We start from the raw sequence: 24622 nt of genomic DNA on the forward strand, positions 1-24622 counted from the left end.
ATGCTCGACACTCGCAAAGGCCGGCGCCGGACCACCCCCAGTACGCGGCGACGCTATCGCCGGCGCGGTCAGGTCGGGATCGTCATCGGCCTGACGATCCTGGTCCTGCTCAGTCTCGGTCCGTACGTCTTCATGCTGGGCACGTCCGTCAAGGACAACCTGCAGTTCGCGACCAGCTACTGGTTGCCGACCTGGCCCCTGCACCTCGGCAACTACGCGACCGCCTGGCGGCAGATCAGCCCGTACCTGCTCACCTCGCTGCTGGTCGCGGCCGCGGCGATCGTCGGCATCCTGCTGCTGTCGGCGGTGGCCGGATTCGTCCTGGCCCGGTACTCCTTCCCCGGCCGGCGGTTCCTGTTCGCGATGATCGCGGCGCTGATGATGGTGCCGAGCATCTCCAGCCTGATCCCGCTGTTCGTGATGATGCGCAACCTGGGCCTGCTGAACACGTACGCGGTGCTGATCATCCCGCACGTCGCTGGCGGCGTCGTGCTCGGCACGATCCTGATGAAGACCTTCGTCGAGGGCATCCCGCAGGCCTTGTTCGACGCGGCCCGGACCGACGGGGCGGGCGGGGTCCGGATGTTCACCTCGATCATGCTGCCGCTGTCGATGCCGGTGATCGGCACGGTCGCGCTGGTCACCGTCAACGGGGTCTGGAACGACTTCTTCTGGCCGCTGCTGACGATCACCAAGGACGAGTACCGCACGGTGTCGGTCGGCCTGCTCTTCTTCCACGGCCAGTCCGGCACGGACTACGGCCCGATGTTCGCCGGGTACACGCTGGCGAGCCTGCCGTTGCTGGTCCTGTTCGTCCTGCTGTCCAAGCACTTCCTGGCCGGGGTCCAGGGCGGCTTGCCCGGCAGTCACTGAAACTCCCCGGGCCCAGAGCCCATCTCCAGAAGGGAAAACTCGATGGCGAGACTGCAAGGTCCACGGCGCCCTGGCGTCGCCCGCGTCCTGTCCTGCGCCATACTGGCCGGGGTGCTGTCGCTGACCGCGGCGTGCAACGGCTCCGGGGCCGGCGAGGGTGACCAGGTCACCATCACGATCGCGGGCCCGAACCAGTGGAACTCCGATCCGAAGAGCTTCGGGCCGGCCTGGGACGACCTGGTCAAGCGGTTCGAGGAAGCCGAACCGGGCATCAAGGTCGAGACCACCGTGTTGCCGATCCCCGACTTCATCCAGACCCTGTCCACCCAGCTCACCGCCGGCACCGCGCCCGAGCTCGTCTTCAACCAGGCCCCGCACCAGCCGGACCAGGTGGTCGAGCTGGACGAGTACCTGAACCAGCCGAACCCGTACGTCCCGGGCAACCAGCGCTGGATCGAGATCTTCAACCCCGACCAGTTCGGGCCGAAGTCCGGCAAGGTGCGTAACACCGCCGGGCACTACGAGTGGGTGCCGTTCAACCTGGTGACGATCGGCCTCTACTACAACGCGGACGCGTTCGCGAAGGCCGGCGTGCAGGCCCCGCTGACGACGTACGGCGACTTCGTCGCGGCCTGCCCGAAGCTCAAGGCCGCCGGGTACGCGCCGCTCGCGATGGACAACGGCTGGCTCGGTCAGGGCTGGACCTACACCGTCGTGATGGGCATGTTGATGGACAAGTACTTCGACCGGTGGAACCAGTTCGATGCCGACGGCAAGGAGGGCAAGGCGGCCCAGCTGACCGCCAAGTCGGTCGCCAAGGCCGTGCTCACCGGTGATCTCGACCCGGCCAAGATCCCGGAGGTGGCCGAGGGACTGCGGTTGATCAAGGCGCTGTTCGACGCCTGCGCCACGCCGAACTGGTCCGGCATCTCCGGCGGGGCCTCGTTCGTCGGCGGCAACGACTTCGTCGGTGGCAAGGCGGCGATGGCGTGGGGCACGAACTTCGCCGAGACCAGCCTGGACGCGGTGTCCTGGAAGCACAGCACGATGCCGTTCCCGACGATCGCCGAGGCGGACAGCCCGTTGTCCGACGGGACGCCCGCGCGGTTCGGCGCGGAGACCGGCGGCACGTCTTACATGATCCCGTCGACGACGACGGACGAGAAGCTCGACGCCGCGGTGAAGTTCCTGCAGTTCGCCAGCAGCACCCAGGGCGGGCAGGCGTGGCTGGACAAGTCCGGCGGGATCCCGGCGACCACGGACGGCAAGGCCGCGCCAGGGCTGCAGGGGCTGATGAGCGGTGAGTGGTTCAAGCACCCGCCGCAGGTCACCGGCCTCGATCTCCAGCCGAAGGCGCGGGCCGGCAAACCGTCCTACGACGGCTATCTGCTCGGCACCAAGAACGAGGACGAGACGCTGCGGAAGCTGAAGGAGAACTGGACGACCGCGGCCAAGGAGGCGGCGAAGGACGCGGGCTGGACCGAGAGCTGGGCGCAGACCAAGTGACGGCATTCACCGAGTTCGAGGAGTAGCGATGATCAGATCGATCGGCTCGCTCAGGACCTTGCTGGCGGGGGCGGTACTCACCGCGCTCGCCGCCGGGAGCCTGGTGACGACCGCAGCCGCGGCACCATCCTCGGGGATCACGGGAGTTCGTGCCACCGACCAGGCGATCCAGGTCCAGGGCACCGCCGAACCAGGGACCGAGGTGTCCGTGTACGCGCTCGGGCCGGAGCAGGACGAGTCCGCCTGGTCCGGCAGTACGCCGGTGGCCACCGTCCGCTCCGACGCCACCGGCGCCTTCGACGCAACGGTCTCCCGCGAGGGCGACAACGGGCGGCTCTACTACGACAAGTACGTCGCGGTCGCGGACGGCGCGCTCGTCGGGACCGAGCACCAGGTCGACGACCTGCAGATCACGCCGGCCAACGCCTACCCGCATCCGGCCAGCCCGACGAAGAAGGGGCTGCAGGTCCAGATGACCGCGGACGCCGAGGACCTCGGTGTCGGCCATGCCGCGATCAACGTCCCGTTCAACACACTGATGCAGGTCTCCGACGCGGGCGCCGGGAAGTCCATCCCGTTCGTCTCGCAGGGCCGGACGTTCTACTTCGACGCGACCGAGGTCGGCGGGCTCGACCGGCAGATCAAACCGCTGTCGGACAACCGATCGGTGGTCAACCTGATCCTGCTGCTCTACCGCGACGACCGGCCGAACTCGAGCTGGTCGGTGCTGAAGCACCCGGATGCCGACCTGCGCGGCGGCCCGGTGTTCGCGTTCAATACCAAGACCGCGGAGGGCATCGCGTACTACACGGCCGCCGTCGAGTTCCTGGCCCAGCGGTACACCCGGGCGGACCAGCGCTTCGGCCGGGCGACCGGGTTCATCGTCGGCAACGAGGTGGACGCGCCCTGGATCTGGCAGAACATGGGCGAGAAGCCGATCGACGAGTTCCTCCGGTACTACGAACGCGCGCTCCGGCTGACCTTCCTGGCCACCCGCGCGGCGTACAGCGAGGCCCGGACCTACGTCTCGCTGACGCACTCGTGGGCCAAACCGGTCGGCGACAACCCGAACCAGTACTACCCGGCCAAGGACGTCGTCGACAAGCTGAACGCGCTCACCAAGACGCACGGCGACTACCCGTGGAACGTTGCCTATCACCCCTACCCGGACAACCTGCCCGACCCCCGGTTCTGGCGGGACGGCAACACCACCGACGACCCGGACACCACCCCGAAGATCACCTTGCGCAACATCGAGCTGCTGCCGCAGTACCTGGCCCGGCCCGAGCAGACATACGAAGGTGAGCAGCGCCGGGTCATCCTGTCCGAACAAGGCTGCAACACCCCGGCCGCGACGCCCGAGGCCGAACGCGACCAGGCTGCCTGTTACGCCCTCGCGTACTACAAGGTCGCGTTCCTGCCCGGGATCGACTCGTTCATCCTGCACCGGCACGTCGACCATCGGCAGGAAGGTGGACTCCGGCTCGGCTTGTGGTGGTGGGACGACACCGTCGACGCCCCGGCCGCTCCGAAGACGCGCAAGCTGGTGTACGACGTGTTCCGCGACATCGACACCAGGAAGTCGCTGGAGACCACGCAGTTCGCGCTCGACGTGATCGGGATCGACGACTGGTCCGAGCTGGTTCCGAACTGGGACCCGTCGAAGCTGGCGGTCCGCGAGCCACCGACCACGGTGGGCGCGAGCCGGACCGCGATGCCACGGCAGGCCAGGACGTTGATGGACTTCGCCGACGGCGTCCAGGGATGGCGGGTGTCCGACGGTACCGATCGGGTGACCGCGACGGGCGGCGTACTCCGGACCGACTTCACCTGGGAGCCCGGGTACGCGGCCCAACTCGCCCAGCTGTGGCGTGGGACCGACGTCGTACTCCCGGCCCCGGTCGACACCGGCGGGGCACAGGGTTTGAGCCTCAAGGTCAGGGTTCCGGCGAATGCCGCGGCGGGCACGCGGTTCGTCAAGCTCAAGGCGTACGGCACGGACGGCCGGGTGTTCGAGGGCGCCACCCGGCTCGGCGACGGTGGTGACTGGCAGCAGGCCAGCATCGACCTGTCGGGATGGACCGGCAAGCTGAGCAGGATCAAGGTTTGGGTCCGCGGCAGCACGCAGGCCACGTGGAGCGGTCACTTCGACCTCGACGACATCCAGTTGGCCGGCGTACTCGCTGGCGCCGAGCGGACCGGCAACGTGGCGATCTCCGCGGACGCGCCAGAGGGAATCGGGGCCGGCAAGCCGGTACGGGTAAGTGTCCGCAACGACGATCTGCGGCCGGTCAGCGACCCGTTGGAGGTGAAGGCCTGCGACGGTGTGACCCTCGACCCGGCGAAGTTCCCGAGCACGGGCACCGCGCCGGGGACGACGGCGACGTTCGACGCCACCGTGGCGAGGTCGGCGCCGGCGGATCCGTACCACCCGAGCCTGTGCTTCAGGCTGGCCGGGTTCGACTACCGGGTCGCGGTGACCGTGCCGCCGAAGCCGGTGCCCGTGGCGAAGCCGGTGTTCGACTTCGACGACGGCACCGTGCAGGGCTGGCAGGCCGGACCGGGGATGGCGTCGGTGTCCGCGGTCTCGGGTATCGCCAACGGTCCCGGCATACCGCAGGCCGGCCGGTACCTGCTGGACGGTGCCTCGACGGTGTCGTCGTCCCTGCAACCCAAGACGATGTTCGTCGACCCGTCCCAGCCACTCGACCTCTCCGCGGCGAAACGCGTTGTGGTGTGGGTGAACTCGTACGGCGGCGCCCCGAACGCGACCGGCTACGAGGTCACGCTCACCCTGCGATCGGGGACGTCGGAGCAGAAGATCACCCAGGCGTACAAACCCGACCAGTGGAACGAGGTCAGCCTCGACGTCACGAACTGGGCGGGGCGGTCGGCGATCGATCACGTGGAAGTGACCATGCACGCGGTCGGTGGCGACTTCCCCAGCTGGGGCGCCCATTTCCAGGTCGACTCGCTCGGCTGGTTCGACACCGTCTGACGATCACGGCGGCCGGCCGCGGGTTCACTCCGGTGCACCCGCGGCCGGCCGTACCAAGAGGAGCACGATGACACTCGAGCAGCAGACCGGCCGGGACGAACAGATCCGGCGGGCCACACCGTACGACCTGCGGATCGACGGCCGGCCGTCGCGCGAGGAGGGTTCGCGCGCGGTGAATCCTGCCTTCCGTCCCCGGCCCCGTCTGTCGTGGCGTACCGACGCGGCCGACCGCGAGGGGTACGAGGTCGTGGTTCTCGCCGAGGACGGCCGGTCGGTCTGGAGCTCCGGTCCTCGTGACTCCGTGGAGTTCTTCGTTGCCGTCGGCACCGAACTCGTGGCGCATGCCGTCTACCGGTGGCGGGTGCGTGTACGCACCGGTGAGGTGTGGTCCGAGTGGGCGGAGGCGTCCTTCGAGACCGGGCCCACGAGTACCGCCGCGCGGTGGATCGGCGTGCCGACTGGGACGCGGCTCCGTCAGGGGTTCCGCAGCACGGGCGACGTCGAGCGTGCCCGGCTCCACCTCACCGCGCAGGGCCTGGTCCGCGCGGAGATCGACGGCGCACCCATCAACCCTGGCCGCCTCGACGCGACCCGTACCGACGTCACCCGCGCCCTTGTCCGCAGCTATGACGTCACCGACCTCGTCACGCCCGGCCAGCACGCACTGGACCTGGTACTCGGCCTTGGCGAATGGCAGCACACCGGCCACGAACCCCGCGTCCTCGCCGAACTCGTGATCCGGTACCGGGACGGCTCGGTCGAGATCGTCTGTCCCGACGAATCCGCGCGGCTCTCGGCCAGCCGGATCGCGATCGACAGCCCGCTCTACCTGGAGCGACACGACGTCGGACTCGAAGCCGGCGCCACGTGGACCCCGATCACCGAAGACGCGTTCGTCAGTACGGCCCTCACCCTCGAGATCGACCCGACTCCCCCGGCCCGCGTGGTCTCGTCCATCGTCCCCATCGAGCGCTCTCGCCACGACGGCGTTCGCCTGTACGACCTGGGCGTGAACATCGCCGGCCGAAGTCGGGTGGAACTCACCGACGCGGTCCCCACCGGAACGATCATCCGCGTCGTCCACGGCGAGCACGTCGACGCCGACGGTCGGCTCGACACCACCAACCTGACCATGCCGTACGACAACGGGCGGGTGCGCCAGGTGGTCGAGTGGGTCGCGACCGGCAGTCCGGGCGATGTGGTGGAGCCCTGGTTCGCGTACCACGGATTCCGGTACGTCGAGGTCCACGGGTTGCCCGACGACGTGCGGGCGGAGGTCCGGGCCGAGACGCTGCACACCGCCCTCGAATCCAGGGCACAGGTAGTCACCGACAACCCCCTGGTCACACGCCTGCTGGAACGCGCCGAGCGGACCATGCTCAACAACGTGCACGGTGTCCCGGAGGACTGTCCGACCCGCGAGCAGTCCGCGTGGACCGGCGACACCGCCTCGGTCGCGGAGTACGAGCTCGCCGCCTTCGACACCGAGAACTTCCTCGCCAAGTGGCTGCGCGACCTGATGACCAGCCAGCAACCGGACGGAGCGATCCCGGCTGTCGCGCCCGACGTCCGCGAGCAGCGGCTTCCGGCCGATCCTGTCTGGGGCTCGGCGTTCCACCGCATCCTGCTCGGCCACTGGCTGCACTACGGCGACGACGCCCTGGTGCGCGAGGCGCTTCCGGCGCTCCGCCGCTGGGCCGACTTCCAGCTCGGTTGCCGCGACGAGGACGGGGTCGTCGGCCGCTCTCCCATCAGCTACGGCCACGACTGGCTGGCTCTGGAGCAGACACCTCCGCCGGTGCACCACACCGGCGCGACGATCGACTGCCTGGTCGCCCTGGCCCAGCTCGAGACAGCCTTCGGGGACGACCCGGCCGCACAGGCCCGGCGGGATCAGGCCGACCAGCTCCGTGCCGCGGCCCGCGCCCGCTTCCACGATCCGGCGCGCGGCGTGTTCGCGAACGGATCCCAGGGCGCGTACGCCGTCGCGATCGAGGCCGGGATCCTCACCGGCGGCGACGCGGAGCAGGCCGCCCAGCGGATCAGCCAGGACATACTTGCTCGCGGCAACCGGATCTCCGGTGGCTTCGCGACCACCCGGAGCATCGTCCGGGCCCTCACCACCACCGGCCACTCGAACGTCATCGCGGAGCTGCTCGCCCAGCCGGCGGCACCCGGTATCGGGGCGATGCTCTCCTCCGGCCCCGGGACCTTCTGGGAGTGCTGGTGGATCGACCCGGCCAACACCGGGACCGGATCCCTCGACCACGTCGGCCTCGGCGGTCCCTTCGCGAGCTGGGTGTGGGAAGGCCTGGCCGGACTGCGGCCGACCTCCGCCGGGTACCGATCGTTCGTCGTGGCGCCGCAATTCGTGGCCGGCGTCAACGACCTCGGTCTGCGGACCCGGACCCCGCGCGGCGAGGTGCGGGTCAGCTACCGGTTCGCCGGCTCGACCGTCGCGATCACCGTGGACATCCCACCGGCGACGACGGCGACCCTGGTCCTCCCCGGGGAGCCGCCGCGCGAACTCACCGCGGGTCAGCACGCCGCCTCGATCGAGTACGTCCGGGCCGCCGCAGTGGTACCCGAGCCGGACGAGAAGCCCTGGACGGCCCCGTCACTCGCACCGCGTTCGGCCGACGTGACCGGCCCCGACGGTCTGCTCCGCTCGGCGATCGCGGACGGGCGCCTCAGTACGCCTGGTTCCGAGCTCCACCTCGTCGACCGGCTGAACTGCATGCCCATTCCCCACGCCCAGCCGCTCGGCCCGATCGCCCGGGTGCTCCCCGTCGACGGCGAAGCACCGGTCGCGCGGATCACGTTCGCCGAACCGCTCGACGCGTCGGACGTGACCTTCGCCTACGCACTCGTCGATCTTTGTCACGAGAAGTCCGCGCACGGCGCCTTCCCGACGCTTCGGCTGATCGGAGCCGACACGAGTGAGCGCACCGCTGTCGGCACCACCTGGCCGGCCGGCGTGAACCGGGTCGCCGTCGACCTCACCGACTGGCCGGGCCGAGCCGCTGTCGTCGCCGTCGAGGTCTCCTTGCGCTTCCCCGCCCACGACACCGAGGACCGCGTGATGCCGGCCTCGACCGATGCGGGTCCCCGCGGCTTCCACCTCGCCGACATCGGCCTCAGCACCGCCCGGCGTACCTGGTAGCCGCTGCGTCCCTCCGGTGGGCAGTCGCTCGGGCCTCCGCGCGCCGTCGACTTGTAGGATATCCGGCCAACCCATTGACACGGCTTTCGGCGCCTCCTACGGTAACGAAACCTGTAGGACATCTGGCAGAAACACCGCCGTCGGCCAGTGCTGAAGAGGTCGTCGACGGCCGGTGGATGCCCGGATGCCGCGGTCCGAGGCAGACCTCGTGATCCTCACCCAGGAGAGGAACGACCACCGTGACAACTCATCGCAGATTGCGACACCGGGCACCGCTGATCGCTGCCGTGGTCAGCGCGACGGCGGTACTGCTGCCGCTGGCGGCACCACCGGCCACCGCCCAGGACACCATCGCGACGACCGAGACCACCACCACGACCGCCGACCCGTTCGAGGCGAAGACGACGGTGGTGTTCTCCGACCCGGACGTCCCGTCCGGCTGTCACCGGATTCCCGCCATCGTCCGGGCGAAGGACGGGTCGTTGCTGGCCTTCGCGGAGAAGCGGCTCAACAGCTGCGCGGACAAGTCCAACATCGAGACCGTGGTCCGGCGGCTGCCGGCCGGGAGCACGCAGTGGCTGCCGGAGCAGACGGTCGTCCGCGGCGAGGCTGACGATCCGCAGGCGCCGGCGACCCGCGGCAATGCCGCTCCGGTGGTGTACCGGCACCTGCCGGGCGCGCCGCGGACCGGCGCCCCCGACGGCCGGATCGTGATGATGGGCACGCACAACCCGGTGGACCCGGCCAATCCCGGCCAGAGCCAAGGCGGCGCGCCGCGGACGCCGTACGTGCTGTACAGCGACGACAACGGCGCGACCTGGAGTCAGCCGCGCTTCCTGGAAGGGCTGGACGACCCGGCCTGGGGTCATTACGCGACCGGTCCGGTGCACGCCATCCAACTCACCCGCGGCGCGCACGCCGGTCGGCTGGTCGTTGGCGTCAACTACGCCCCCACAAGCGTCCGCGGCGCGATGCTGGTCTACAGCGACGACGGCGGGACGACCTGGCACCGCGGCGCCCGGGCCGACTACGCGCTCGGGCAGCAGCTGATCCCGCAGGAGATGAGCCTGGTCGAACAGGCGAACGGTGACATCTACGTCTGGGCCCGGCAGAACTGGAACGGCGGCACCGACGAGGAAGAGGCCGATCCCAACATCCGCCCGCACCGAGCAGTTGCCATCAGCAAGAACGGTGGCGAGACCTACGTCAACGGGTTCACGCTGCTCCGCGGCTTCGAGGCACCGCCGGTCCAGTCGGCGGTGCTGCGGACGCGAGCCACCGACGAAGGCGATCGGTACAACCGGATCCTGTCGTCGGCGGCCTCGCTGAACACGGACCCGCGGAGCCGGATGACGATCCGCTCGACGTTCGACGAGGGCCTCAGCTGGCAGACCGTCGACACCCCCGCCACCTCGAGCGACGAAGGCGTCCAGGTCTGGGGCGACAACGACCGCTCCCTCTCGAAGGAGGACTGCGCCTGCTACGGCGGCTACTCCGACATGGTGGAACTGTCCAACGGCGACGTGGGGCTGCTCTACGAGCGAACGAAATCCGGCTGCTGGTCGGTCCGGACCTGCGCCGGCACCACCGATCACCGCGCGGAGATCGCGTTCGTCGTCCTCAACGATCGCGATCTGCACACCCCGTCCACCACCGTGGACGTCGCGGGCCGGTCGGCGCTGGTGTTCGACGGCGTCACCAGCACCCAAGGCGTGTACGGCCGCGCGCTGGCGTTCGACGGGCAGCAGGGCCGGGTCCAGCTCCCGTACCGGACCAAGCCGGTGCTGGGATCGGGCGACTTCACCGTGTCGACCTGGATGAAGTACGACGACAACTCCAGGGACCAGGCCATCTTCTGGGCGTACGGCCAGGACGGTAAGCCGCAGGCATGGCTGCAAGCCGAGCCGGGCAGTAACCGGATTCGGGGCATGGTGACCTCCGCCGCCGGGTCCGCGGGCGTCACGTCCACCCGCGCGTACGCCGACGGCGCATGGCACCACGTCGCGCTCCGCCGGCAGGGCGGCACGCTGACCCTGTTCGTCGACGGCCGGCAGGTCGGCTCGGCCACGGGCGCCGCCGGTGCTGTCCAGGGCAACGACCCGACACCGATCTACCTCGGACAGCGCCTCGACGGGGCGAACCGGTTCCACGGCGCGCTGGACGAGTTCCGGATCTACGACCGCGCCCTGAGTACGGCTGAGCTGATCTGGTTGCGGATCAGCAACACCAACGCCATTCCCGGCCGCACCGCCCATCTACCGATGAACGCCGTCGTGCCGGCCGGCGAGCAGAGCGGCGACCGGTGATGTCCGGCGAGCGCCGCCGGGTAGCCGCTGCCGGGCTCGTCGCGACGGCGCTCGCCGGCCTCCTCGTCGCCATCGCACCGACTGCCGCGTCGCCCGCGCCGGCCAGATCAGCAGGGACGGAATCCGTGCCAGGGTTGACCGCCGAGACGTTCGCCGATCCGCCCGCGACGGTGCGTCCGAAGTACCGCTGGTGGATGCCGATGGCCTTCACCGACGACGACCAGCTGCGCGCCGAGCTCGCCGACATGAAGGCAGTCGGCGCGGGTGGGGCGGAGGTCGCCACGACTCCCGCCATCGGGCCGCGGGCGGCGGACCCCGACTTCCTGGCGGAGTACGGCTGGGGTTCGCCGCGCTGGGCCGGCAAGGTCCGCACGATGCTGGAGACGGCGGACGAGCTCGACCTGGGCCTGGACTTCACGATCAGCCCACGCTGGCCGGCGATCGTCCCCACGGTGACCGACGTCAACGATCCGCGGGCCGCGCAGGAGGTGGTGTTCTCGCACGCCTTCGTCAAGGGCGGCACGAAGTACAGCGGTCCCCTGCCGGCCAACCTCCGGCCGAAACCCCCGGCCGGGGCACGGCCCACCCCGGTCGCGGTCCTGCTGGCCCGGTGCGCGGACGCGGCCTGCGACGGTCAGGCCGGCGGTCCACGGATGCTCCACCGCGACAGCGTGCAGGACCTCACCAGCAGCGTCGGCGACGACGGCACACTGACCGTCGAGGTACCGGGCGACGCCGCCGACACCTACGTCCTGATCGGCTTCTTCCACACCGGCGACGGCCAGGTACGCAACAACTTCACCACGACCAAGCCGAACTACGTCCTCGACCACCTCAGCGAACAGGGTGTCCGGGCCACGACGCAGTTCTACGACACCTCGATCCTCACCCCACCGGTCCGGGAGGCGCTCGACGCCGTCGGCCGGGTCGACCTCTTCGAGGACTCGCTCGAACTCGGCGACTCGCAGAAGTGGACGTGGGACTTCACCGACCAGTGGGAGCAGCGGCGCGGCTACTCGCCGATCCCGGTCCTCCCGGCCCTCACCGACGCCGGCTCCTCGGGCCTCACCGCGGCCCCGTTCTTCGACTTCACCGACGGCAGCGGCGCGCGCATCCGGACCGACTACCGGCAGACCTGGAACGACCTCTACGTCAACTCCCGGCTCGTACCGCTCCGCCGGTGGGCCAACGAACGAGGCATGGCGCTGCGGACCCAGCCGTACGGCGGCCCCGTGGACACCCCGGAAGCGGCCACGCACGTCGACGTTCCCGAGGGCGAGTCGCTGGTGTTCTACGACAACATCGAGCCCTATCGGCTGGTATCGGTCGGCGCGCACCTGAACGGTACCCAGGTGGTGTCGAGCGAGTGTTGCGCGGCCCGGGAGAGCGTCTGGGCGACGACGGCCGGCGGCTGGCGGAACTCGGCCAACCTCGACTCCGTGTACCGCGGCTACGCGGGCGGCGTGACCCAGGTGATCTGGCACGGCTACCCGTATCTGAGCAAGGGTGAAGGGACCGCCGACCAGGCGATCTGGCCGGGCATGTCGTACGGGGGCAACACCTCGTTCTCCGAGGCCTGGGGAGCCAAGGGCGGGCCCAACTGGCCGGACTACAAGGCGATCAACGACCACCTCGCCCGGCTGCAACTGGTGCTCCGGCAAGGGAAACCGACCTTCGACGTCGCCGTCTACCTGCAGGACTTCGGGCTGCGGTCGCCGGCCACCACGCTCACCGGGCCGAAGTCTCTGCTGGAGAGCGACTCGCCCTTGGCCCGACGTGGTTACACGTACGAGTACCTCAGCCCGGCCCACTTGCGGATGCCGTCGGCCCAGGTGACGGACGGGCGGTTGTTCCCGGCGGCCGGTGAGCACCAGGCGATCGTGCTCGCGGATCAGCAGACGATGACGGTCGACACCGCGCGCCGGTTGCTCGACCTGGCCGCGGACGGGCTGCCCATCGTCTTCGCCGGTCAGGTGCCCTCGGCAACACCGGGCTTCCACGACGCGGCCAAGCAGGATGCCGAGCTGCGGCGGATGATCGCGGAACTGACCGCGCAGCCCGGGGTCCACCGGGTGGCCGACCTCGCCGCCGTACCGGACCTGCTCGCCCGGCTCGGGATCACGCCGGCCGCCGCGCCCACGACGCCGTCGGCCGACGTACTGTCCGTCCGTCGGTCCGACGCAACCACCAACTACTACTACCTGTTCAACCAGCGGTCGTGGGCGACCGAGCAGCAGGTGACGCTCACGGGCGAGGGACGGCCGTACAAGCTGAACACCTGGACCGGCGAGGTCACTCCGCTCACCGACTACCGGAAGACCCCGAACGGCGTCGTCGTCGACGTCGATCTGGCGGCGGCCGACACCGCGGTCATCGCGCTGTCGACGCGGCAGGACGACACCTTCAAATGGTCCGCGCGTGCTGATCACGGTCCGACCCTGGCCAAGAACACCGGCCTGGGCACCGAGGTTCTCGACGACTGGACCCTCCAGGTGGAGAGCTGGAGCCGGGGCACGTCAGGCCGGCCCGGCGACACCGCCAAGACGACCCTTCCGGCCGTCGCTCCTGTCGCCGGTGACCGGGGAACGCTGCCGCCGTGGTCGGCGATCACACCGGCGAACGGCTACGGCACCGACCTCGGCGACGTGTCCGGGGTCGGCACTTACACCTCGACCTTCACCCTCGACGACTCCTGGGACGGAGTCCGCACGGCCGACCTGGATCTGGGCAAAGCCGTCGACACCGTCACCGTCACCCTGAACGGCACCCAGCTTCCGGCGAGCAACCCGCAGGACCTCCGCCACCTCGAGGTCGGACACCTTCTGCGGGTCGGTGAGAACACCCTGACGGTTCGCGTGGCGTCGACCCTCCTCAACGCGGTCCGGGTCGCACCCGGCACCGGGGCAGCCGCCCGGCCACGCATGGACTATGGGCTACTGGGGCCGGTACGCCTGACCCCGCGGGAGGCCAAGGAGCCGACCTTGGTGGTGGAGGCCCTCGAGCGGGAACTGCCGCTGGCCGCCGGAGCCACCAACCGGGCCCGCGTGCGGATCGCCAACAACTCCCCCAGACCCGTGTCGGTCGGGGTCCATGTGACGACCGGCGACGGGGTCGAGGCGACGCCGGACCGGCCGACCCTGGAGATTCCGGGCCGGTCTTCGGCGACGGCGCTCGTGCGCGTGAACGGTGAGCGCGCGTCGGGCTCGTCCGTCCTCGCCGTAGACGCGGTGGCGGACAACGGGGCGGCGGGGCAGGACCACGTGACGCTCCGGCACTCCGACGACCTGGCGGTCAACACCACCGGCAGCCAGTACCCGAGCGTCTGGGCGTCGAGTTACCAGTACCAGCATCCGCCGTCGATGCTGACCGACGGATCCGCGTCGACGCACTGGGTGTCCGCCGGTCAGACGCCCGGTCAGGCACCGACCCCGGAGTCGCCGGAGTACCTGGGTGTGGACCTCGGCTTCGCCACGCAGGTGGGTGCGGTCGGGTTGAGCGGCCGGGAGAACTGGGCGCCGAGGGCGTACGACGTGCAGACCTCCCTGGACGGGAAGCAATGGACGACCGTGCTGTCGGTCGAGGGCGAAGCGAGTCCTCGGGCAACCACCTTGCCCGTCGTCCCGACAGAGGCGCGGTACGTACGGCTCCGCATCACCGAGACGTCCTCACCGACGTCTCCCGGTCACAACACACAGTTGGCCCAGTTCGCTGTCTACTCCACCGCCCGTTGAGAGCGAGGACCGCCGTGAGCCCAGTCCCGAGGTACCGCCTGCGACGCCCGATCCTCGCCGTCGTTTCGGCCGCTCTCATCGCGTCCACCTTGGTCGCACCCCACCCAGCGCCGGCATCGGCGGCGGGCGACGAGCTGCGCCTGGTGGCGTTGTCCGCACGGCCCGAACTGGTGACGGCGAACGACGTGCTCGTCACCGCGGAGGTGCCGCGCGACAAGCCGCTGGACGGGGTGCGGCTCAAGCTCAACGGCGCCGACGTCACCGGTTCCTTCCGGGCCGACGCGAGCACACACACCCTGACCGGCCTGGTTGATCGGCTGGGGCCTGGCCGCAATCACCTGGTCGCGACCGCCGGGCCGCTCCGCGACCAGCTCGTCCTGACGAACCATCCGGCGACCGGTCCCGTGATCAGCGGTCCGCACGAACAGCCGTACGCCTGCACCACCGACAAGTTCCGGCTGGTCGACGGCAGCACACTCGGCGCACCGCTCGACCCGGACTGCTCGGTGGCCACCCGGGTCGACTACGCGTACCGCTCGACGGCGGGCCGGACGAAACCGCTGCCGGATCCCGCGACGAGACCCGCCGATCTCGCCACCACGACCACCATCACCGGCGAGACGGTCCCGTTCCTGATCCGGATCGAGACCGGCACGCTGAACCGCTCGATCTACCAGATCGCCATGCTGCACGACCCGGCGACGGACGACCCGACGTACTCCCAGCGCAGCCCCGGCTGGAACGAGCGGCTCATCTACACCTTCGGCGGGGGCTGCCGGCGCGGCTGGTACACCCAGGGCACGGACACCGGCGGCGTCCTGGACCCGCAGATGCTCGGGCGCGGCTACGCGGTCGCGTCGGCGTCGCTGAACGTCTTCGGCAACAACTGCAACGACCTGCTCGCGGCCGAGACGATGATGATGGTCAAGGAACGCTTCGTCGAGCGGTACGGCGATCCGCTCTTCACCATCGGCTGGGGATCGTCCGGTGGGTCGTACCAGAGCCATCAGATCGCGGACAACTACCCGGGCCTGCTCGACGGCATCGTGGTCGGCCGGAGCTTTCCCGACGTCGCGTCGGCGACCAACATCACGCTGTTCGACGCCCGGCTGCTCGAGCACTACTTCACCGAGGTCGCGCCGGGCGCGTTCAGCCAGGAGGAGCAGCGCCAGGTCGCCGGATTCCTGCGCTGGCAGAGCATCCGCAATCTCAGCGACGGGGCGAAACGGCTCGACCCGGTCGCCGAGTTCCCCGACGAGTTGCCCGCGGAGCTGCGCTACCACCCGCAGACCAATCCCGGTGGTGCGCGCGCGGACGTCTACGACCACACCGCCAACGTCTACGGACGGGACCCGGCCACCGGGTTCGCCCGGCGACCGCTGGACAACGTGGGCGTGCAGTACGGACTGGCCGCGCTGAACTCGGGCGCGATCAGCACGCAGCAGTTCCTCGACCTCAACGAAGGCATCGGCGGCCTGGACCTCGATGCCGTACCGACGACCGCGCGCACGTCGGCCGATCCGATCGCCCGGAACGCCGCCTACCGGACCGGCCGGGTGTTGTTCGGCGGGGCGGGCCTGGCCGGTACGCCGATCATCGACTACCGGTCGTACTCCGAGGACGCCGCGAACGGCGACATCCACATGATGACGCACGGTTTCGCCACCCGGGCCCGGCTGGAGGCGGCGAACGGCGACGCGGACAACCAGGTCTTCCTGGTCGAGGACAGCCGCTACGGCGGGTTCAGCCTGACCAGCCCGACCTTGCGCTACGCCCTGACGAGCATGGAGGAATGGCTGACCGCGCTCGTCGGCGACGACTCGGCGCTGCCCGCCCACCAGAAGGTGGTCCGGACCAAGCCGGCGGAGCTCACCGACGCCTGCTGGAGTCGTGATGCGGCGCCGCGCAAGATCGTCCAGCGGCTCACGGCGGACAACGCGGGCGAATGCGGCCAGCTCTTCCCCGCCTACTCCACCCCACGCCTGGTGGCCGGCGCGCCGCTCCCCGACGACGTGGTGACCTGCCACCGCAAGGCCGTTGCCTGGAGCGACTACTCGGTCAGCTTCAGCCCGGCCGAGCGCGAGCGGATGTCGAGGATCTTCCCGTCGGGCGTGTGCGACTGGACCAAACCGGGCGTCGGTCAGCAGCCGTTGCGCGACACCTGGCCGGCGGTCAAGTGATCTCGGGGACGCCACCGATCCCGGACGGTGGCGTCCCCGCTGTTCGTATCAGCCGGGACCGAACCCCCTTGAGGAGTGCCCATGTCGCGACACCGGCTCAGAACCGGCTCGCTGGTCATCGGATCCGCCGCGCTCGCCTTCGCTTCGGCCATCGTCCCCGCCTCAGGCATCGCGGCCGCCGAACCCACCGACAACGACGCCACGTCCAACTCCTGCGATGCCGAGGCCGCCGGGTACCAGCCGGTGCGGGGGCTCGACCTGCCCACCGCGGCGAACTGGCGGGAGGTCACCCCGCCGTACACGTTCGACGAGACCGCGGACGTGGCCGGCGGTTTCGACCGGGTCGGCTATTGCCTGGAGCTCACCACCGAAGCCGGTACGAGCTGGGTGTGGACATCGATGGAGGCGCTCAGCGCGAACCCCGGTGACGTGGGCCTGCCGACCCGGATGGAGCAGGCGCGGCACCAGTTCGTCGACGACCTGACGGTGGCCTCCAACGTCCCCGGCGTCCAGCAGCTCGACGGCGGCTCCGGCTGGGTCGAGATGTGGCCCAACCAGTACGACGGGACGCGGGCCGGACAGGTCCCTGGAGCCTCCGAGACTGCCCGCGATGCCGACGACCATGTCCTCTGGGCGAACGGGTACGGCTCGTTCCAGGTGCACGCGTTCGCCGATGCCCGCGATGCCCGTGGGCCCGCGATCAAGGACGCCCCCACCGCGACCCCGGTCCTGGCCGTCAACGCCTTCACCTCCGACGGCCCGCAGACGATGGACGTCGGGATCGGTACGGGAACGGGCGAGAACCCGGACTGGACGGGCGCCGCGAACGCCGCCGACTACACCGCCCGGAAGCTCACGTTCTTCGCCCGGCCCTCGCTGGTCAAGGTGGACACCGCACCCAGCTCGCGCCAGGTGGTCTCGCGCCCCGGCCGGACGGCCACCAGTGTGTCCGTCCCGGTGAGCGGCGAGGCGCTCGACCCGGACGTCACCGCGGTCGAGCTACGGACCACCCGCAACGGCCGGCAGACGACGCAACGAGCCGCCGTGTCCTCGGCGGCACCGCGGTTCTCGTTCTCCGTCTCGTTGCCGGTGGCACTGACCTCGACCGATTTCGAGCTGGTCGCGCGGACCGCCGACGGGGGCAGCCATCGCATCGGCCGCGCGGTCGACGTCGTCGCCGGTGACGTGATCGTGATCCAGGGCCAGTCGAACGCGCAGGCCGGCCGGCAGGTGAACTCGACCACGTCGGACGCGGACCGATCGCGCTGGGTGCGGACCTACGGCACGTCCAACAACAACAACTCGCGGCTGGCCGGCGCCATCGGCGGCTGGACCTACGGGATGGGCGACAACATCCAGCGCGTCGGGGCGATCGGCCAGTGGGCGGTCCGGATGGGCCAGCTGATGTCGGCCGAGCTCAGGATCCCGATCGCCGTCGTCAACGGCGCCCGGGGCGGCCGAGGAATCGGCTACTTCGCCCGCAACGACAGCAACCCCACCGACGGCACGACCAGCTACGGGATGCTGCTGAACCGTCTCACCCGGGCCGGTCTGGCCGAACCGGGCGCCATCGACGTCATGCTGTGGCACCAGGGCGAGGCCGACCGCGACAACGCCGCCTCCCACGTCACCGGATTCACGAAGCTGGTCGCGGACTGGCGCAAGGACTACGGCGCCGACCTGCCCGTGTACGTTCACCAGGTCCGGAGCTCCCCCTGCGACCAGGCCGAACCGGTCGCGCTCCGGGACGCGCAACGGCGGTTGCCGGACACCATCGCCAACCTGCGGGTGCTGTCGACGACCGGTCTCAACGGCCATGTCGGTTGCCACTACGACTACATCGACGGCTACCGCACCTTCGGTGAACACAACGCCGCGATGCTCCTCGACGGCCTGTACCGCCCGGGTGCTCCGAAGGTGGCGGCACCGAACCCCGGTACGGCTCACCGGATCGACGACAACCCGAACCAGCTGGTGGTGGAACTCCGCACGCCCGCCGACCCGGTCACCGTCGAGGACGGCGCCGCCGCGGACTTCCAGGTACCGGGCGCCGTCGTGGAGGCCGTCCGCTGGCAGCGGGGCCGTGGTCTGGTCCTGACGCTCGACCGGCCGGTTCCCGCCGACACCACGGTGGCGTACCTCGCCCACCACGGCGCCGGTCCCCGCGTCGTCAACGCCCTCGGCATCGGCCTGCTGGCCTTCCGGATCCCGATCGGCTAGCACTGGGTCCGCCGGCCGTCGAGCCGAGGTTGCCCTGGGCAACCTCAGCTCGACGGCCGTCAGGGCGGGCCACGTCCCAGGACTTCCTCCTAGGCATTGCTCTTGGCGTCACTCTTGGCGTCGCTCCTGGTCACCGGCAGCAGCCGTCGGACCAGCGGCCACGCGATCATCACCAGGATGACGGCGTAGATGACGTAGGCGACCGGTCCGCCGATCAGGCCGGCGGCGTCGCCGTTGGACAGTTGCAGCGACATCCGGGCCTGCCGCTCGGCGATCGGGCCGAGGATGACGCCGATGATCAGCGGCAGCACCGGCAGGCCGAACCTGCGCATCGCGAATCCGAGTCCGCCCAGGAGCAGCAGCAGGAGCAGGTCGAGCGGCTGCGCGTTCACGGCGTACGCGCCCATCGAGGCGAAGAAGATGATGCCGGCGTAGAGGTACGGCCTGGGGATCTGCAGCAGCTTCGCCCAGGCGGGCGCGAGCGGCAGGTTGAGCAACAGGAGCATCAGGTTCCCGACGAACAGGCTGGCGATCAGCGCCCAGACCAGTTTCGGCTCGCGCTCGAACAACAACGGGCCGGGCTGGATCCCGTACGAGGTGAAGGCCGCGAGCATCACCGCCGCCGTGGCGTTCGTCGGGAGGCCGAGCGCCAGCATCGGTACCAGGGTCCCCGCCGCGGACGCGTTGTTGGCGGCCTCGGGTCCGGCGACGCCCTCGATCGCGCCGCGGCCGAACTCCTCCGGGTGCTTGGTGAGCTTCTTCTCGGTTGCGTAGGAGAGGAAGGTCGGGATCTCGGCGCCGCCGGCCGGCAGCGCCCCGATCGGGAACCCGAACGCGGTGCCGCGCAGCCACGGCTTCCAGGACCGCCGCCAGTCGGAGCGGCCCATCCAGGGCCGGCCGACCGGGATCACCGTGCCCGGGTTGCGCCGCAGGTGCGCGGCCACCCAGAGCGCCTCGCCGACCGCGAAGATGCCGACGGCAACCACGACGACGTCGATGCCGTCGGCGAGCTGCGGGACGCCGAAGGTCAGCCGCTCCTGGCCGGTCACCTTGTCGATGCCGATCAGCCCGATCACCAGGCCGAGCAGCAGGGCGGCGAGACCACGCAGGCGGGACGAACCGAGCACCGTGGTCGCACCGGCGAACGCGAGCAGCATGATCGCCAGGTAGTCGGGCGCGCCCAGGCTGATCGCGAACTTGACCACCTGCGGAGCGACCAGCACCAGCAGCGCGGTCCCGATCGTGCCGGCGACGAACGACCCGATCGCCGCCGTCGCGAGGGCCTGCGCCGCCCGCCCCGCCCGGGCCATCTTGTTGCCCTCGATCGCGGTCACGACGGAGGACGACTCCCCCGGGGTGTTCAGCAGGATCGAGGTGGTCGAGCCGCCGTACATGCCGCCGTAGAAGATGCCCGCGAACAGGATGAACGCCTGGACCGGCTCGAGCCCGTACGTGATCGGCAGCAGCAACGCGACGGTCATCGCCGGACCGATGCCGGGCAGTACTCCGACCGCGGTCCCGACCGTGACGCCGAGCAGCGCCAGCAGCAGGTTGAGCGGGGTCAGGACGTCGCCGAACCCGGTCAGCAGGTTCTGCAGATTCTCCATCACAGGATCCCTTGCAGGACGCCGGCCGGCAGGTTCACGCCGAGGCCGATGGCGAACGCGTAGAACGTCGTCAAGGACAGCGCCACGGCGATCACCAGGTTCCGGACGTGGTGCCTGCTGCCGAGCGCGAACGCACAGCCCCAGAACAGCACCGATCCGCTGATCACCCAGCCGAGCGGCTCGATCAGGGCCAGGTTCAGGACGAACGCGGCGACCAGCAGCAGCACGGTCCGCCAGTCCACCGGCGAGGTGATGTCGACGTCCTCACCCGCCTCCGCCTCGCCGGAGCCGCCCCGCGCGACGTCCACCGCGTACAGGACCGCGATCAGCAACAGGAGCACGCCGAGCACGATCGGGATCGGCTTCGGACCGATCGGGTCGTTGCTGTTGGCAATGTGCCGGAGCCGGGCGGCGTCGACGACCACCAGGACGCCGACGACAGCCAGGAACGCACACAGCCCGTACTGGGCCCGGTCGGTGGTCCGCCCCGCCTCCGGCGCGGCCCGGTCACCGGCGGCCGCGGTCTCGGGAAGCCGGTCGGTCATCATGCCGCCAGGCCCAACTTGGTCAAGATCTCCGCGACCCGCTTGTCCTGGTCGGCGAGGAAGGTACCGAACTCGTCGCCGGTGACGAACGCGTCGGTCCAGCCGTGCTTGACGAGCTCGGCCTTCCACTCCTTGGACTCGTGCATCTTGGTCAGCGCATCGATCCAGACCTGCTTGTCCTCCGCGCTGATCTCCGGCGGGGCGACGATCCCGCGCCAGTTGGTGAACACCAGGTCGATTCCGGACCCCTTGAGCGTCGGGACGTCCTTCAGCGCCTCGATCGGCTGCTCACTCGTCACCGCGAGGACGCGGACCTGACCGCTCTCCACCTGGTCCAGGAACTCGCCGAACCCGCTCGCCCCGAACGCGATCTTGCTGCCGAGCAACGCGGGCAGCAGCTCTCCCCCGCCGTCGTAGGAGACGAAGTTGACCTGCTTCGGGTCGATGCCGACGGCCTGGGCCAGCTGCATCGGCAACAGGTGGTCCGGACCGCCCGGCGACGAGCCGCCACCGACCGCGAGCCCCTTCGGGTTCGCCTTCCAGGCCGCGACCAGGTCGCCGATCGACTGGTACGGCGAGTTCTTCGGCACGACGATCGCGCCGGCCTCCTCGATCAGCTTGGCCAGCGGCGTGGTCTGGGTCAGGGTCGCCTTGGACTTCGAGGTGTACGTCGCGCCGACCACGCCGAGGCCCATCTGCAGCGCGAGCTTGCCGTTGCCCTTCTCGTTCACGGTCCGCTGCAGGCCGACCGTGCCGCCGGCGCCGGGCAGGTTGAAGACCTGGACCCCGCTGGCGATCTTGGCGTCGTCCATCACCTTCGCGGCCACCCGCGCGGTGGTGTCGTACCCTCCGCCGGCCGTGTTCGGCACCATCAGCCGCAGACCGGTGGCCGGCTTGTCACTCCCGGTGTCGGTGGCGCCGTTCTTCTCGGCGGTGGCGCCGCACGCCGACAGACCGAGTACGGCGACCAGGGCCGTGGAGGCCAGCAGTAGCGACCGAGACTTCATCAGCGGTGTCCTCTCGCAGGGGTTCCGATCGCGACGATCGTGGCCCCGTTCCGGCGCGCCGTGGTCGTTGTGTCCGCAGCGGAGGTTGAGTTCATTGTGGTCACAGCCCGATCCGGCCCGAAGGGTGGCCCTGAGCCGCCGGACCGGTGATCATGCGGCAGTGACGTTGAGATTCCGACGGCGGCCGACGCTGGCCGGTCAGCTGCTGGTCCTGCAGCTGGCCATCGTGGTGGTGGTGCTGGTGGCCGTCGCCGCGGTCTCGCTCGCGCAGTCCGCGGCCACCTTCAACCGGGTCGAGGGACGCCGGGTGACCGCGCTCGCCGAGCAGCTGTCCGGCAACCAGACCCTGCGGTTCGGTATCCGGCGGCCCGCACCGGCCGAGGTCCTCGCGCCGCTGCTCCAGACGACGTTGACCCAGTCCGGCGTCACGTCGATCACGGTCGCGGACGCCGGGGGCCGGGTGATCGCGGCGACCAGCCCCACCGCGATCGGGACGAAACTGACCTTGGGTGATCGGCGAGTAGCGACCGGTCGCGGCTGGTCAGGCCAGCTGGCCGTCGACTCCCGGGACGAACTGGTGGCCCAGGTCCCGGTCCTGAGTCAGGGCACGGACGAGAACAACAGGCTGGACGGCACGCTCGGTGATCACATCGGCACCGTCATGGTCGGCGAGTTGTCCCCGTCCATCTGGCAGCGGCTCCGCGGCGCGTCGTCGTACCTGGCCATCTACCTCGGGATCGCCTGCGTCCTCGGGCTGCTCGGCTCCTGGCTGCTGGCGCGCCGGATCAAGCGGCAGACCCTGGGCCTCGAACCGCGCGAGATCGCCGGCCTCGCCGAACACCGTGAGGCCATGCTCTACGGACTGGCCGAAGGTGTCGTCGCCCTGGATCCGCACCTGCGCGTCACCCTCGTGAACGACGTCGGCCGGCGCCTGCTCGACCTCCCCGAGCACGCCGTCGGACGAAGCTTGAAGGAACTCGGCATCGAGGGCCGCCTCCGCGAGGTACTCGCCGGCGAGGAGGACACCCGGGACGCCGTCGTCCTGCGCCGCGGCCGGGTCCTGGTGATGAACCGGATGAAGGTCACCAAGGACGGCCACTCGCTCGGCTCGGTGACGACGTTGCGGGACCGGACCGAGCTGGCCCAGCTCGAACGCGAGCTCGGGTCGTTCCGCAGCTCGGCCGAGTTGCTGCGCGCCCAGACCCACGAGTTCGCGAACCAGCTGCACACCATCTCCGGACTGATCCAGATCGGCGAGTACGACGAGGTCGTCACCTACATCGGCGCGCTGAACCGCTATCGCGAGTCGCTCGACCTGACCGTGACCCGGCGGGTACACGACACCACGATCGCGGCCCTGGTGATGGCGAAGTCGTCGGTCGCGGCCGAGCGACGGGTCGAGCTCCGGGTCTCCGAACGCACCACCCTGCTCCGGCTCGACCCCGAGCTGGCCGCCGACGTCGCGACCGTCGTCGGCAACCTCGTCGACAATGCGATCGACGCCGCGGCCCAGTCCGGTACCCCGCTGTCGCCGGCCTGGATCGAGGTCGAGTTGCGCCAGGACGCCACCAGTCTCGAGATCGTCGTCCGGGACTCCGGGCCCGGCGTCACCCCCGAGCTCGCCCAGGAGGTGTTCGCGCACGGTTTCACCACCAAGGCGGCGGCCGAGGGCGAACGCGGGATCGGGCTCGCGATGACCCGGCTGATCTGCCGCCGGCGCGGGGGCGAGGTCGCGGTCACCAACGCCGAGTCCGGTGGCGCCGCGTTCATCGCCCGGATGTCGGTCGAACGGCTGCCGGAGGGAGCCCGATGATCACGGTCCTGATCGTGGACGACGACTTCATGGTGGCCCGGATCCACCGCGGCTTCGTGGAGCGGGTGGACGGCTTCGAGGTCGTCGGCACCGCGAACTCCGGCGAACAGGCCGTCACCGCGTTGCGTGAGCTGCGGCCCGACCTTGTCCTGCTCGACCTGTACCTCCCGGACACCTTCGGGCTGGACCTGATCGCCCAACTGCGGGCGGAGCAGCCGGACTGCGACATCCTGGTGATCACGGCCGCCCGTGAGGCCGATGCTGTCCGCGGCGCCGTCCGGCAAGGTGTCGTCAACTATCTGCTGAAACCGTTCGGCTTCGAGGATCTCCAATCGCGCTTGCGGGAGTACGCGCGCCGCCGGTCGAGCGTGCCCGACCGGGTAACCAGCCAGGCCGACGTCGACCGCGTACTGGCACCTTCGCGGCAGACGGCGAACCACCTGCCGAAAGGGCTGAGTCCGGAGACCGCGGACCTGGTCGCGACCGCGCTCCGAGGCGCCGAGCACACCCTCTCCGCGGCCGGATGCGCCGAGCAGGTCGGGATCTCCCGGGTCAGCGCCCGCCGGTACCTGGAGTACTTCTGCTCCTGCGGCCAGGCCGAGGTCGCACTCCGCTACGGCACCACCGGGCGCCCCGAACGCCGGTACCACTGGCTTTCGTAGTCGTCGCTTCG

General features: G+C 70.2%; 13 protein-coding genes. 10 read left to right on the top strand and 3 right to left on the bottom strand.

What is annotated here, in order from left to right:
• The 8 genes from FB561_RS28865 (at position 1) to FB561_RS28900 (ending at position 18977) form a co-directional block, all read left to right on the top strand.
• Entirely contained in the window at positions 1-873 is an 873-nt protein-coding gene (locus tag FB561_RS28865) for a carbohydrate ABC transporter permease (RefSeq protein WP_145812147.1), read from the top strand.
• A gap of 42 nt (positions 874-915) precedes the next feature.
• Positions 916-2379, top strand: coding sequence for an ABC transporter substrate-binding protein (locus FB561_RS28870; protein ID WP_145812149.1), 1464 nt, complete (start codon positions 916-918; stop codon positions 2377-2379).
• 28 nt (positions 2380-2407) lie between these two features.
• Complete coding sequence (locus FB561_RS28875; protein ID WP_145812151.1) at positions 2408-5377, top strand: DUF5722 domain-containing protein; 2970 nt, start codon at positions 2408-2410, stop codon at positions 5375-5377.
• 67 nt (positions 5378-5444) lie between these two features.
• Positions 5445-8540, top strand: coding sequence for a family 78 glycoside hydrolase catalytic domain (locus FB561_RS28880; protein WP_145812153.1), 3096 nt, complete (start codon positions 5445-5447; stop codon positions 8538-8540).
• Between the two features lie 239 nt (positions 8541-8779).
• Complete coding sequence (locus FB561_RS28885; RefSeq protein WP_145812155.1) at positions 8780-10846, top strand: sialidase family protein; 2067 nt, start codon at positions 8780-8782, stop codon at positions 10844-10846.
• Positions 10847-10971: 125 nt separating this feature from the next.
• Positions 10972-14577 carry a glycosyl hydrolase gene (locus tag FB561_RS28890; RefSeq protein WP_145812157.1) on the top strand — a complete coding sequence of 1202 codons (3606 nt, stop codon included), beginning with the start codon at positions 10972-10974 and terminating at the stop codon, positions 14575-14577.
• 143 nt (positions 14578-14720) lie between these two features.
• Complete coding sequence (locus FB561_RS28895) at positions 14721-16757, top strand: DUF6351 family protein (protein WP_202880767.1); 2037 nt, start codon at positions 14721-14723, stop codon at positions 16755-16757.
• Positions 16758-16838: 81 nt separating this feature from the next.
• Positions 16839-18977, top strand: a complete 2139-nt coding sequence (locus tag FB561_RS28900; protein WP_145812161.1) for a sialate O-acetylesterase — start codon at positions 16839-16841, stop codon at positions 18975-18977.
• Between the two features lie 89 nt (positions 18978-19066).
• Here FB561_RS28900 and FB561_RS28905 read toward each other — a convergent pair whose 3' ends face one another.
• The 3 genes from FB561_RS28905 to FB561_RS28915 are packed head-to-tail and all read right to left on the bottom strand — an operon-like array spanning position 19067 to position 22136.
• Complete coding sequence (locus FB561_RS28905) at positions 19067-20584, bottom strand: tripartite tricarboxylate transporter permease (RefSeq protein WP_145812163.1); 1518 nt, start codon at positions 20582-20584, stop codon at positions 19067-19069.
• Positions 20584-21132, bottom strand: coding sequence for a tripartite tricarboxylate transporter TctB family protein (locus FB561_RS28910; RefSeq protein ID WP_238335111.1), 549 nt, complete (start codon positions 21130-21132; stop codon positions 20584-20586). Before FB561_RS28910 ends, FB561_RS28905 begins: the two co-directional genes overlap by 1 nt.
• A complete protein-coding gene (locus FB561_RS28915; protein ID WP_145812167.1) occupies positions 21129-22136 on the bottom strand; it encodes a Bug family tripartite tricarboxylate transporter substrate binding protein in 1008 nt (335 codons plus the stop codon). Before FB561_RS28915 ends, FB561_RS28910 begins: the two co-directional genes overlap by 4 nt.
• A gap of 160 nt (positions 22137-22296) precedes the next feature.
• On the opposite strand from FB561_RS28915, the gene FB561_RS28920 reads away from it, so the two are divergent.
• Together FB561_RS28920 and FB561_RS28925 are read left to right on the top strand one after the other, a co-directional pair.
• On the top strand, positions 22297-23949 hold the full coding sequence (locus FB561_RS28920) for a sensor histidine kinase (RefSeq protein WP_145812169.1): 1653 nt from the start codon (positions 22297-22299) through the stop codon (positions 23947-23949).
• Positions 23946-24611 (top strand): response regulator, encoded by a 666-nt coding sequence (locus FB561_RS28925; protein WP_145812171.1) that lies wholly within the window; start codon positions 23946-23948, stop codon positions 24609-24611. The genes FB561_RS28920 and FB561_RS28925 overlap by 4 nt, the downstream gene beginning before the upstream one ends.
• The last annotated feature ends 11 nt before the right edge of the window (positions 24612-24622 follow it).

It is taken from the genome of Kribbella amoyensis (assembly GCF_007828865.1).
In the GTDB taxonomy this organism is placed as follows: Bacteria; Actinomycetota; Actinomycetes; order Propionibacteriales; family Kribbellaceae; genus Kribbella; species Kribbella amoyensis.

Coding starts and splice junctions, on each gene's coding strand:
- FB561_RS28875 (WP_145812151.1), top strand. CDS start 2,408: ATGATCAGATCGATCGGCTCGCTCAGGACCTTGCTGGCGGGGGCGGTA.
- FB561_RS28880 (WP_145812153.1), top strand. CDS start 5,445: ATGACACTCGAGCAGCAGACCGGCCGGGACGAACAGATCCGGCGGGCC.
- FB561_RS28915 (WP_145812167.1), bottom strand. CDS start 22,136: ATGAAGTCTCGGTCGCTACTGCTGGCCTCCACGGCCCTGGTCGCCGTA.
- FB561_RS28905 (WP_145812163.1), bottom strand. CDS start 20,584: ATGGAGAATCTGCAGAACCTGCTGACCGGGTTCGGCGACGTCCTGACC.
- FB561_RS28925 (WP_145812171.1), top strand. CDS start 23,946: ATGATCACGGTCCTGATCGTGGACGACGACTTCATGGTGGCCCGGATC.
- FB561_RS28910 (WP_238335111.1), bottom strand. CDS start 21,132: ATGATGACCGACCGGCTTCCCGAGACCGCGGCCGCCGGTGACCGGGCC.
- FB561_RS28900 (WP_145812161.1), top strand. CDS start 16,839: ATGTCGCGACACCGGCTCAGAACCGGCTCGCTGGTCATCGGATCCGCC.
- FB561_RS28865 (WP_145812147.1), top strand. CDS start 1: ATGCTCGACACTCGCAAAGGCCGGCGCCGGACCACCCCCAGTACGCGG.
- FB561_RS28870 (WP_145812149.1), top strand. CDS start 916: ATGGCGAGACTGCAAGGTCCACGGCGCCCTGGCGTCGCCCGCGTCCTG.